The organism is Polaromonas sp. OV174, from assembly GCF_900112285.1.
Taxonomy (GTDB): domain Bacteria; phylum Pseudomonadota; class Gammaproteobacteria; order Burkholderiales; family Burkholderiaceae_C; genus Polaromonas.
This window is the reverse complement of sequence record NZ_FOKZ01000008.1, coordinates 86024-98558: the sequence shown is the minus strand read 5'-3', so window position 1 is coordinate 98558 and position 12535 is coordinate 86024. Positions and strand designations below refer to the sequence as shown.

Sequence of the window (12535 nt, the reverse complement as noted above, 5' to 3'; positions counted from 1 at the left end):
AATCGGTTGACGTGCCCCTGCGCCGTTGCACAATGAAGGCGCATGCGGGGGCGATAGCCCTCTCGTGACCCTAGCAATCCCATACAACTGCTGCCATAGGGCACAACCCGCCAGGAGACTTTTTCATGAGTGAAGCAGACCATTTTTCTTTCCCCGGTTTTGGCAAGCTGGTGCCCGGCTTTGACTTTTTGCAAAACCTGGCCAAGCAGGCGGCCGGCAGCGCGACGCAAAACATACCGCAGCTGCCCAACCTCGGGAACTGGGTGGCGCCCACGCTCAATGTGGAGGAACTGGACAAGCGCATCAACGAGCTCAAGGCGGTTCAGTTCTGGCTCGACCAGAACGCCAGCGCGCTCAAGGCCACCATCCAGGCCCTGGAGGTGCAGAAGATGACCCTGGCCACCCTCAAGGGCATGAACTTCAACATGGGCGATGTCGCCAACGCCTTCAAGTTCAAGGTGGCCGAGAGTGTGGCCGAAGGTGCGCAGCGCGCGGCCGATAAGGCCAAGACTTTTTCCGAGCCGCAAACCCCTAGCGACCCAGCCCCTTCTCCTTCTAGCAAGCCCAAAGCCGACAAGACAGCGACCGCAGCCACCAACATGGTCGATCCGATGCAGTGGTGGGGTGCGCTGACCCAGCAGTTCCAGACCATTGCCACGGAGGCGATGAAGGATGCCGCCAAGAAGACGGCCATGAACGCGACTAAAAACATGGCCAGCGGGCTGGCCAAGGACGCCGTGAAAACCGCCACCGACATGGCCACCGGTCTGGCCAAGGGCATGGCGGAGACGGCCGCCGGTGGCGCCCGTGCGGCCATGAATACGGCGCTGCGCGGCAGCCAGGCCAGGCCGAGCTCGGCGGCGGGGAAAACCACTGCCCGGGCCGCGCCCAAGGCGGCCGCCAAAGCCAAAAGCCCCGCCCGCAAGGCGGCCCGAAAAACCAGCCCCTGAAGTCCTAGTACTCCAACCCAGAAATATCGAAACATGAAAGCGCGCCTTCGAACCCATGCCGTCCTTGCCAATCCTCGCCATGGCTACCGCCATGCCTGCGGTTGGCGCCTGGGCCTGGGCTCGAATCCATCGCTTTCATCGGGTTTCGATCCCGCTGTGCTGAAGTGCTAGCCAGGACTTCAGGATTTTTTGATCTCAATGCCTCATCGCAGTCCATGAAACTTTTTCCCTATGGCCACGCCACCCATCCGCAATGGCAGATGGCGGCCGCCCTGGTGCTGGCGCAGTTGCGCGCCTGCCTCGCCCTGCCGGACTACGCCAGCGCGCCCACGCTGGCGCTGCTCTACATCACCGACCACTACGCGGCCGATGCGCAAGACATCCTCGATCACCTGAGCGCCGAGTTGCCTGAGATCACCGACTGGAGCGGCACGGTGGGCGTGGGCATTGCCTCCAACAACGTCGAGTATTTTGACGAGCCGGCGCTGGCCGTGATGCTGTGCGAATTGCCGCATGACCAGTACCGGGTGTTCTCCGGCGTGTCGCCGCTGCCGCCGGCCCGCAGTGGCCTGTTCACGGCGCATACCGCCTTGATTCATGCCGATGCCGCGACGCCCGATGTGGCCGAGCTGATTGACGAGATGGCCCAGCGTACCGAAAGCGGCTATGTGTTTGGTGGCCTGGCCTCCAGCCGCTCCAGCACGGTGCAGTTTGCGCTCAGCGGCCATGGCAATGTCAAGGGCCAGGGGGCGGCCGGCGGTGTGTTTAGCGGGGGCCTGAGCGGCGTCGCCTTTGCCCGCGATGAAACGGGCGGCATGGCGCTGATGTCGCGTGTCACGCAAGGCTGCCGCCCGGTCTCGATCGATCACGAGATCACCGCCTGCGAAGCCAATGTGGTGACCGGACTGGACGGCCAGCCCGCGCTGGATGTGCTGCTGCAAGACTTGGGGGTTTCGCTGGACCAGCCGCGCGAGGCGCTGGCCAAGGTCCGCATGACGCTGGTCGGCCTGAGCCCATCGGCCGACAGGCTGATGGACGCGCAGATCAGGCACGCCGGCCAGTTTGGCGCCGAGGTGGTGGTGCGCCACCTGATCGGGCTGGATCCGGCGCGCAAGGGCATTGCCATTGCGGAGCTGCCCAGCGTGGGCAGCAAGCTGGCGTTTTGCGAACGCAACGCCGAGGCGGCACGCGCCGACCTGATCCGGGTCTGCGCCGAAATTCGCGAGGAGCTGGAGCCGGAAGAACTCTCGCTGGAACTGGCCAGTGCGCTGCACGCGCCCGAAGCCGAGTCGGCACCGCATCTGGCCAGGCGCATTGCCGGCGCGATTTATGTCAGCTGCTCAGGACGGGGCGGGCCGCATTTCGGTGCGCCCAGCGCCGAGCTGCAAATCGTGCGGCGGGCCCTGGGCGACGTGCCGCTGGTGGGGTTTTTTGCCGGCGGTGAAATTGCCGGCCACCAGCTGTATGGCTATACCGGCGTCTTGACGGTGTTTACTGCACGCGCTTGACGGCGGCCAAACGCCTGCGCAGACCGGTTTGACGGATCGCCCTGGAAGGCAAAGTCCAGTTCCGGCACGCGGCCGCTCACGATGTCTGCCACTGCCTTGCCCGAACCGCAGGCATGCGTCCAGCCCAGCGTGCCGTGGCCGGTGTTCAGAAACAGGTTGCTGATGCGGCTTTGGCCGATCAGCGGCACATTGCTTGGGGTGGCCGGGCGAAGGCCGCTCCAGAATTGCGCGCGGTCCACATCCGCCGCACCGGGAAAGAGTTTCTGCACGCGCCGCACAATGGCCTGGCAGCGGGCCTCGTTGAGCTGGCGGTCGTAGCCGTTGAGCTCGGCCGTGCCGGCAATGCGCAAGCGGTCTTCGCCCTGGCTGGTGTAGCGGCTAAAGACCAGTTTGAATTCGTCGTCGGTCAGTGACACCTCATAGGCGCGCGAAGAATCGATCACCGGCAGTGTGACCGAGTAGCCCTTGGCCGGGTAGATAGGCAGCTTCAGGCCCAGCGGCTCGGCCAGTGCCGGGCTGAAGCTGCCCGCCGCCAGCACGTAGCTGTCGGCCGTCAGCTGCAGGTAGCGGCCCTGCGGGTCGGTGGCCTCAATCTGGCTGATCTGGTCGCCGGTTTTGACCAGGCGCGTGATGTGGTGGCCCATCAGAAAGCGCACGCCACGCGCTTCGCAGAGCTTGGCCAGTTCCAGTGTGAATTTGCGGGCGTCCCCCGATTCGTCCTCGGCGGTGTAGGTGGCGCCTGCCAGTTGGCCGCGAATGGTGGCCAGCGCCGGCTCTATGGCCACCGCCTCGTCGGCCGAAATGACACGGCGCTCGCAGCCCAGTTCGCGCATCTGGCGTGAGGGCTCCAGTGCGCCTTCGAACTCTTGCTGCGAGGTATAGAAGTGCAAAATGCCTTGCGTGCGCTGGTCGTACTGGATGCCGGTGTCCTGGCGCAGCTGCTGCAGCATGTCGCGGCTGTAGGTGCCCAGCTGCACGATTTGACGGATGTTGTGGCGGGTGCGGGCGGGCGTGCATTCGCGCAGGAACTGCAGGCCCCAGGCCCACTGGCGCGTATCGGCCCGCAGGCGAAACAGCAGCGGCGCATCTTCCTTGCCCAGCCACTTGAGGACCTTGAACGGAGCGCTGGGGTTGGCCCAGGGTTCGGCGTGGCTGACCGAGATTTGCCCGCCGTTGGCATGGCTGGTTTCCGCTGCCGGCGAGGTTTGCCGGTCGATCACGGTGACCTCGTGGCCGAGCTGTGAAAGATACCAGGCCGAGCTGACGCCGAGCAGGCCGCTGCCGAGAACAATAACGCGCATTTTGATAACCTTTTAGACAGATTGTCCAAGCGGAACGGGCGCAGTCAGCTATTAAAAAAGTAGCAACCTGAAGCCGGAAACACGCTCACGCGTTCCGCTGGTTGCCGCTTCCCCTGTCCTTGGTACCTGAGAGATTCACGCCGCGGCACTTGCCGCGGGCTTGCTCCTTCGGTGCATCACGTGCTGTGATGGCTCTCCAGACGGCTTTTCATGGCATGCAGTACGGGACCTGAGCGTGTATGGAAGTTTGCGCCTTCGGTGGGATATCAGGCGTTTTGCCTGGCCATCCACTCTCCTGCATGAGCCGCGATTCTGACCGGCCTAGGCCTGTCTTGTCAAAGCTTTTCTAAGGATGATTTCATCGCCGCAAGTTGGCGAAGGCTTCAAACTCCCAGCTTCGCATCGCTAGCAGCAGGGTATAGCCTTCGCGGTCCTTGTCGGCCAGCTTTTGGTCGGTCTGGTGCTGCTGGGCAAAGTCTTGCGCCACGCGCTGCATGCGCTCCATGAACGAAGGTGCCAGGCTGCGGCTGATGGCGCCGTGCACCAGCAGCAGGCCTTCCCCGCCGCCGTCAAAGCCACCGGAAAAATAGTCCAGCAGGGCGTTGTCGCGAAAGTAGTCCATCACCGCGCCATGGGCCCGCCAGCGAAAGGTCTTGGCCAGCTTGAGCCGGTAGCGGTTCAGCGCCTTGAGTTCGATGATGCCTATGCGGTCCAGCTGCGCCAGGTATTTGATGCACTCGGCCTCGCTCAGGCGGTAGCTGCCGGTGATCTGCTCCAGCGTCCATTGCGACAGCACGCAAATGGCGACCAGCAGCAGCTTCTTGTCGGCCACCACGGCTTTTTCCTGGTGCTCGCTCAGTTGCGCCAGCAGCGGCTGCGCGTCGGCCACGCGCCTGGCCAGCTCGGCAAAGTCCAGTTTCAGTGCGCGGCAAATCGCATCGACGCGCGACAGCGGCATGTCGCCCTTGGCCAGCATGCGCTTGACGCTGGACTCGGCCATGCCCAGCGCACGCGCCAGATCGGCATAGGTCATCTGCGCCGCCTTGAGTTCCTTTTTCAGGGCGATCACAAGGTCGGCACTGCTACTCATGCAAACTCCCTAAGTAAAAAATACTGGAAAGTATTGATTGTCGATACTTTGGGGCTTGTCCTGTCGACCTGTACTGATAAGCGGTAGCGTTTTTTGCCGGGCCGCTCAGACTTCATGTGCCCGAGGGGGTACCCGAGAAATCAGGAGAGAATCGCTCTGGGTTTCCCGGCGCTGCGGTGTCAAAGTTGGGACAAGGCATTGCCACCCATCTACTGGAAAAAATGAAAAGAGGAGTCATGCATGAGTGTTGATTTAGCCGGTCAGGACAGCCCCGCAGCTGCGTCGTTGGCGCCGCCGCCTTTGCACGAGCACCCGAACCAGTTTGCCTTGTTGAAGCAGCGCCGCTTTGCGCCTTTTTTCTGGACCCAGTTTTCGGGTGCCGCCAACGACAACCTGTTCAAGTTCGGCTTCACCGTGATGGTGACCTACCAGCTCAGTGTGAGCTGGCTGCCGCCCGCGCTGGCCGGCCTGGTGATTGGCGCGCTGTTCATCCTGCCTTTTTTGCTGTTCTCCGCCACCAGCGGCCAGCTCACCGACAAGTTTGAGAAAACCCGCGTGATCCGTTTTGTCAAAAACCTGGAGGTGGTGATCATGCTGATTGCCGCTTTCGGTTTCATGAGCAAGAACGTCAATGTGCAAGTGCCTGTGCTGCTGGGCTGCACCTTCATGATGGGCTTGCATTCCACGCTGTTTGGCCCGGTCAAGTTTGCCTACCTGCCGCAGGCCCTGAACGAGCGCGAGCTGACGGGCGGCAATGGCATGGTCGAGATGGGCACCTTCGTGGCCATCTTGCTGGGCAATATCGTGGGAGGCCTGATCGTGGCCATACCCCAGGTCGGGCCCGACTATGTGGCCATGGGCTGCGTGCTGCTGGCATTGGCCGGCAGGGTGGTTGCCCAGTTCATTCCGCTGGCCCCTAGCACCGACCCGAACCTCAAGATCAACTGGAACCCCGTCAGCGAAACCTGGCGCAACCTCAAGCTTGCCAACAGCAATGTGGTGGTGTTTCGTTCCATGTTGGGCATCAGCTGGATGTGGTTTTTCGGTGCCGTGTTTCTGAGCCAGTTCCCCAGCTTTGCCAAGGAGGTGATGCACGGCAATGAGCAGGTGGCGTCCTTGCTGCTGGTGGTTTTTTCCATCGGCATTGCCACTGGTTCTTTGCTGTGCGAGGTGCTCAGCAAACGCCATGTCGAGATCGGGCTGGTGCCGCTGGGCGCCATAGGCATGAGTGTTTTTGCGATAGACCTTTATTTCGCATCGCGCGGCCTGCCGCCCTCCGACATCATGGGTGTCGCCAGTTTCATGGCCCGGCATTACCACTGGCGCGTGATGATGGATCTGGCCCTGCTCAGCCTGTTTGCCGGCCTTTACAGCGTGCCCATGTATGCGCTGATCCAGCTGCGCAGCCAGCCTACGCACCGCGCCCGCATCATTGCCGCCAACAACATTCTCAATGCGCTGTTCATGATCGTCAGCGCCATCCTGGCCGGCGCGCTGCTCAAGGCCGAGTTCAGCATTCCGCAGATTTTCCTGTTTGTCGGCCTGGCCAATGCAGTGGTGGCGTTTTACATCTTCATGCTGGTGCCCGAGTACCTGCTGCGCTTTATTGCGCTGATCGCGTCACGCTGCATTTACCGTTTCAGGGTCAAGGGCGATGACAACATTCCGACGCAGGGCGCGGCCGTGCTGATCTGCAACCATGTCAGCTTTATCGACCCGGTGCTGCTGATGGCGGCCAGCCCGCGCCCCATCTACTTTGTGATGGACCACCGCATTTTCAAAATGCCGGTGCTGGGCTGGCTATTCCGGCTGGCCAAGGCGATTCCTATTGCGCCGCGCGCTGAAGACCCGCTGGCTTACGAGGCGGCTTTTGAGGCGGCCGCCAAGGTGCTGCGCGATGGCGATTTGCTGGCGATCTTTCCCGAGGGCGGCATCACCAAAGACGGCACGCTGCAGGAGTTCAGGGGCGGCATCATGAAAATCATGGAGAACGCCGAGCGTGATGGCCTGGATGTGCCTGTCATTCCCATGGCGCTGACCAATTTGTGGGGCTCCTTCTTCAGCCGGGTCGAGAAGGGCGGCGCCATGGTGCGGCCCTTCAGGCGCGGCATGTGGAGCCGCGTGGGCCTGAAAGCCGGGGCACCCATGGCGGCGGCAGAGGTGCAGCCCGAGGCACTGCGCGCCAGGGTGGCGGCGCTCATGGTCGATTGAAAACACCAAATAAACCTGCCACCCTGAGTCAACCTTAAAGAGAGTCCACCATGAGCAAAACCTTGCGACTGACCGAAAAATGGATGCAGCGCGGCCTGTGGCTGGTGGCCATTGTGTTTGCCGGCTTTCTGATTGGCCTGGGCGGCACCCTTGTGGGCGACCTGCCCAAGGTGGAGAAACAGCTTTCACTCGATGACTATATGGACGGCGCGGCCAGCAGCGCCTCGCGCAAGGCCATCACAACCGCCGAGCGCGCCGAGCAGGACGCCCAGACGGCACTGGAGCAGGCTCAGCTCAAGCGCCGGGCCGCGCAAGCCGACTCGGCGGCGGCGCGCGAAACCTTTAACAACTGGCTGGCCACGCGCCGCGCCACGCAGCTGGCCGAGCAGGACCCGGAGCTGCTGGCGCGCACCAGGGCGCTGGATGCCCTGAAAGACCGGGAGCGCGCTGCCGGTGTGGCGGTGGAGGCGCAGCAGCAGGCGGCGCTCGATGCCAGGCAGACGGTGGCGCGCGAGCAAAGAAAACTCAATGAGATGCAGGAGGCGGCACAAAAGCTGCTCAATGCCGAATACCGCCGCGTCGAGTTGCGCGTCTTTCTGTACCGCTTGGCGCTGACCCTGCCGCTATTGGTGCTCGCCGGCTGGATGTTTGCGAAAAAGCGCAAGACGACCTACTGGCCTTTCGTCTGGGGCTTCATCATCTTTGCGGTGTTTGCCTTCTTCGTCGAACTGGTGCCCTACCTGCCAAGCTACGGCGGCTATGTGCGCTATGTCGTCGGCATTGTGCTCACGGTGCTGGTGGGCCGGCAGGCCATCATCTCGCTCAACCGCTACCTGGAAAAACAAAAACTGGCCGAGCAGCTGCCCGATGCCCAGCGCCGCGAGGAGCTGAGTTATGACACCGCGCTGGCGCGCTTGTCCAAGAGTGTGTGCCCGGGCTGCGAGCGGCCTGTGGATCTGAAAAACACCGAGATCGATTTCTGCCCACATTGCGGCATAGGCCTGTTTGACCACTGTTTCAAATGCAGCACCCGCAAGAGTGCCTTTGCCAAGTTCTGCCATGCCTGTGGCACGACGGCCGAAGCGGGCCAACCAGGGGCGCTGGCCGTGCCACAAGCATGAGTGTGTGAGGCGTTGAGAGGCTGTGATGGCCCGGCGACTCATGCCTCATGGCGCTTTTGCCGTCTTGGCCACAAGCTTCTTGCCACGCCGACGCATGAACCAGTAGTGGGCCCTGTCCAGGTAGAGGTAGACCACCGGCGTGGTGAACAGCGTCAACACCTGTGACAGCAGCAGGCCGCCGACCATGGCGAAGCCCAGTGGCCGGCGCAGCTCCGAGCCGGCGCCGTGGCCCAGCATCAGCGGCAGGCCGCTGAGCAGCGCGCACATGGTGGTCATCATGATGGGGCGAAAGCGCAGCAGACAGGCCTGGTAGATCGCGTCGCGCGGCGACATGCCCTGCTCGCGTTCGGCGGTGAGCGCGAAGTCGATCATCATGATGCCGTTCTTCTTGACGATGCCTATCAGCAAGATGATGCCTATCAGCGCGATCACCGTCAGCTCATAGCCCCCGGCCATCAGGATCAAGAGCGCACCGACGCCGGCCGAGGGCAGCGTCGACAGAATCGTCAGCGGGTGGATAAAGCTCTCGTAGAGCAGGCCGAGCACGATGTAGACGGCGACCAGCGCGGCGGCAATCAGATAGGGCTGGCTGCGCAGCGAGTCCTGGAAGGCCTGCGCCGTGCCCTGGAAGGAGCCCGTCAGCGCCTGCGGCAGTCCCATCTCGCCGCGGGCCTTGTCGATGGCCTCCACCGCCTGGCCCAGCGCCACGCCGGGCGCCAGGTTGAAGGACAGGGTCACGGCCGGGAATTGGCCCTGGTGGCTGATCGAGAGGTAGCCGGACTTGTTGCTGTCGAGCTTGACGAAGGCCGACATCGGCACCTGTTGGCCGGTCAGCGGCGACGTCATGTAGAGCTTGCTAAACAGCGAGGGGTCGGCCTGTAGCGCCGGCGTCACCTCCAGCACCACGTGGTAGCTGTTGATCTGGGTGAAGAACTGGGCCACCTGACGCTGGCCTATGGCGTCGTAAATCGTCGCGTCGATGGCGCCGGGCGAGAAACCGAAGCTCGATGCGCGGTCGCGGTCTATGGTCAGGGTGGCGGTGGCGGCCGCATTTTGCAGGTCCGAGGCCACGTCGGTGAGCTCCGGTAGTTGCGCGAATCGCTCCAGCAGCCGGGGCGCCCACAGGTTGAGCTCGTCCAGGTTGGCGTCGGTGATGGTGTACTGGTATTGGGTGCGCGACAGGCGCCCGCCCACGTTGATGTCCTGGCCGGCCTGCATCAGCAGCGAGGCGCCCTCGATGTTCGCCACCTTGGGACGCAGCCGGGCAATGATCTGATCGGCGCTCAAGGTGCGCCCTTCGTCCTTGGGTTTGAGCATGATGAAGAAGTTGCCGGTGTTGAAGATGGACGAGTTGCCGAACATGGACAGGCCGGTGACATCGGGATCCTGGCGCACCACGTCGGCGAACTGCAGCATGCGCCGGTTCATGGCGGCGAAGGACGAGTCTTGGCCGGCCTGCGCCGAGCCGAAGATGAAGCCCGTGTCCTGCTGCGGAAAAAAGCCCTTGGGGATGATGACGAACAGCGCCACCGTCGCCGCCAGCGTGGCAAAAAAGACGCACAGGGTGATGAACTGGTGGCGCAGCACCACGTTCAGGCCGCGCTTGTAGCCATTGAGCAAGGCCTCGAAGCCGCGCTCGAAGAGCTGGTACAGGCGGCCGTGCGCGCGGCCATGTTCGTTCTTCAAGAAGCGCGAGCACAGCATGGGCGTGAGGGTCAGCGAGATCAGCACCGAGACCGCGATGGCCAGGGTGACGGTGATGGCGAACTCGCGGAACAGCCGGCCGACGATGCCGCCCATCAGCAGCAGCGGAATGAACACCGCCACCAGCGAGACCGAGATAGAGACAATGGTGAAGCCGATCTCGCCGGCGCCCCGGTAGGCCGCCTCCATGGGCGCCATGCCGGCTTCGATGTGGCGATAGATGTTCTCCAGCATCACGATGGCGTCGTCCACGACAAAGCCGACCGAGATCGTCAGCGCCATCAACGACAGGTTGTCCAGGCTGAAGCCCACCAGGTACATGATGGCCGTGGTGCCCAGCAGCGCCAGCGGCACGGTCACGCTGGGGATCAGCGTCGCCGCCACGTTGCGCAGGAAGATGAAGATCACCAGCACCACCAGCGCGATGGTCAGCAGCAGCGTGAACTCCACGTCATGCACCGAGGCGCGTATGGTCTGCGTGCGGTCGACCAGGGTGTGGACCTCGACCGTGGGCGGCAGGGCCGCCTGCAGGCGCGGCAGCGCGGCCTTGATCTGGTCGACCGTCTCTATCACGTTGGCGCCCGGCTGCTTGAAGATGACCAGCAGCAGGGCGCGGCCGTTGCGTATGCCGCTGTCGGGCGCCGCGGCGCCGGCGTAGGCCCAGGCCGCCACCTTGTTGTTTTCCGCAGCGTCGACCGCCACGCCGATGTCGCGCACCCGCACCGGCGCGCCGCTCTTGTAGGCCAGCACCACATCGTTCCAGGGCGCGGCGCTGAGCAGCTGGTCGTTGGTGTAGACGGTGAAGCTCTGCGCCGGACCGTCAAGCGTGCCCTTGGGCTGGTTCACCGATACGGTGGCGATGACGCCGCGTATGTCTTCCAGGCTCAGGCCCATGGCGGCCAGCTTGCCGGGGTCTATCTGTATCCGCACGGCGGGCTTTTGCGCGCCGCCGATGTTGACCAGGCCCACGCCCGAGATCTGCGAGATCTGCTGCGCCAGGATGTTGTCGGCATAGTCGTTGACCTGGATCAGCGGCAGCGTGCTGGACTGCACTGCCAGCAGCATGATGGGCGAGTCCGCCGGGTTCACCTTGCGAAAGGTCGGCGGACTCGGCAGGTTGGCCGGCAACTGGCCGCTGGAGGCGTTGATGGCCGCCTGCACGTCGAGCGCGGCGGCATCTATGGGCCGGTTCAGCTCGAATTGCAGGGTGATCTGTGACGAACCGGTGCCGCTGATCGAGGTCATCTGCGACAGGCCGGCAATCAGCGCGAACTGGCGCTCCAATGGCTGCGCCACGTTCGAGGCCATGGTCTCGGGGCTGGCGCCGGGCAGGTTGGCCGAAACCTGTATGGTCGGAAAGTCCACCTGCGGCAGCGGTGCGATGGGCAGCAGGGGAAAGGTCGCCATGCCCACCAGCAGCAGCGCCAGGGCCAGCAGCGTGGTGCCTATGGGGCGTTTGATGAAGCCCGCGGAAAGACTCATTTTCCTGCCCCTGCGCCCGGGGGCGTGGTTTCAGCAACGGCGGCCCCCGGTTTGAGCTTGTACTGCCCGGCCACGACGACGCGCTGGCCGGCGCCCAGGCCTTGCTTGACGACGGCCAGGCCGTCCTGGATCTGCGCCACGGCGATGGCCTGGTTTTGCACCGTTTTGCCATCGGTATCGACCACATAGACATAGGTGCCGTCCTGGCTGCGCTGCACGGCGGCGGCGGGCACGGTCAGGGCCTGCTCGCGCGTGCCCAGCAGCAGGCGCACGTTGACAAACTGGCCCGGCCAGAGGCGGTGCTGCGGGTTGGGAAAGCTGGCCTTGAGCTGCACCGTGCCGGTGGCCGGGTCGATCTGGTTGTTCAGCAGCACCAGACTGCCCGTGCCCAGCAAGTCCTGGCCTTCGCGGGGGTAGGCTTGCACGGCCAGGGGCTGGCGGCTGGCCTGGAGCGCCCGGTTGATGTCCTGAAAGGCGTCCTCGGGCAAGGTGAAGACGACGGCGATCGGATCTATCTGGTTGATCACCACCAGGCCATTGGCGTCGGCCGCATGCACGATGTTGCCCGGATCCACCAGGCGCGCGCCCACGCGCCCGCTGATGGGCGCCAGTATGGTGGTGAAGCTCAGTTGCACCTGGGCAAACCGGATCTGCGCGTCGTCGGTCTGCACACTGGCTTGGAGCTGGGCGACCAACGCTTTTTGCGTGTCCAGCTGCTGCTGCGTCGCCGCGTCTTCGCCGATCAGGCGCACAAAGCGCTGCAAGTCGGTGCGCGCGTTCAAGAGCTGGGCCTGGTCTTTGGCGCGCTGAGCCTGCGCTTGCGCCAGCTGCGCCTGCAGCGTGCGCGGGTCTATGCGCGCCAGCATCTGGCCGGCCTTGACGTCCTGGCCTTCGCTGAAACCGATCTGGTCCAGCTGGCCATCGATGCGCGCCTTGACCGTGACGCTTTGCGCGGCGGCAACCGTGCCTATGCCCGTCAGGTAGATGGGCACCGATTGCGCCAGAACGGGCGCCGTGGTGACCCGCACGGCGGGCGCCGCAACCCGGGCAAGCGGCGCCGGCCGGTTGACATACCAGAGGCCGGCGAGCACGGCAAGAAGGACTATCAAGCCCAGCAGAAGGTTGCGGCGACGGGCAGGCGATGGGCTCATGGCGGTCTTCTTTTGGC

Annotated in this window: 8 protein-coding genes and 1 riboswitch; of the genes, 4 read left to right on the top strand and 4 right to left on the bottom strand. The window is 63.8% G+C overall.

The window, feature by feature from the left end:
- The first annotated feature begins 125 nt into the window (after nt 1-125).
- Complete coding sequence (locus tag BM160_RS09335) at nt 126-950, top strand: PhaM family polyhydroxyalkanoate granule multifunctional regulatory protein (protein WP_092003969.1); 825 nt, start codon at nt 126-128, stop codon at nt 948-950.
- 215 nt (nt 951-1165) lie between these two features.
- On the top strand, nt 1166-2458 hold the full coding sequence (locus BM160_RS09330) for an FIST signal transduction protein (RefSeq protein WP_092003966.1): 1293 nt from the start codon (nt 1166-1168) through the stop codon (nt 2456-2458).
- Here BM160_RS09330 and BM160_RS09325 read toward each other — a convergent pair.
- Nucleotides 2419-3759, bottom strand: coding sequence for a D-amino acid dehydrogenase (locus BM160_RS09325; protein ID WP_092003963.1), 1341 nt, complete (start codon nt 3757-3759; stop codon nt 2419-2421). The two genes, BM160_RS09330 and BM160_RS09325, sit on opposite strands and share 40 nt — an antisense overlap.
- 103 nt (nt 3760-3862) lie before the next feature.
- Nucleotides 3863-3969: riboswitch (glycine riboswitch) on the bottom strand.
- Between the two features lie 148 nt (nt 3970-4117).
- Complete coding sequence (locus BM160_RS09320) at nt 4118-4849, bottom strand: helix-turn-helix domain-containing protein (RefSeq protein ID WP_092003961.1); 732 nt, start codon at nt 4847-4849, stop codon at nt 4118-4120.
- Nucleotides 4850-5089: 240 nt separating this feature from the next.
- Between BM160_RS09320 and BM160_RS09315 the strand changes: the two genes are divergently transcribed.
- Both BM160_RS09315 and BM160_RS09310 read left to right on the top strand, forming a co-directional pair.
- A complete protein-coding gene (locus tag BM160_RS09315) occupies nt 5090-7060 on the top strand; it encodes an MFS transporter (RefSeq protein WP_092003958.1) in 1971 nt (656 codons plus the stop codon).
- Nucleotides 7061-7110: 50 nt separating this feature from the next.
- Nucleotides 7111-8181, top strand: coding sequence for a zinc ribbon domain-containing protein (locus BM160_RS09310; protein WP_092003955.1), 1071 nt, complete (start codon nt 7111-7113; stop codon nt 8179-8181).
- A gap of 45 nt (nt 8182-8226) precedes the next feature.
- Here BM160_RS09310 and BM160_RS09305 read toward each other — a convergent pair whose 3' ends face one another.
- Entirely contained in the window at nt 8227-11367 is a 3141-nt protein-coding gene (locus BM160_RS09305) for an efflux RND transporter permease subunit (protein WP_092003952.1), read from the bottom strand.
- A complete protein-coding gene (locus tag BM160_RS09300) occupies nt 11364-12518 on the bottom strand; it encodes an efflux RND transporter periplasmic adaptor subunit (RefSeq protein ID WP_092003949.1) in 1155 nt (384 codons plus the stop codon). The genes BM160_RS09305 and BM160_RS09300 overlap by 4 nt, the downstream gene beginning before the upstream one ends.
- Nucleotides 12519-12535 lie beyond the last annotated feature (17 nt).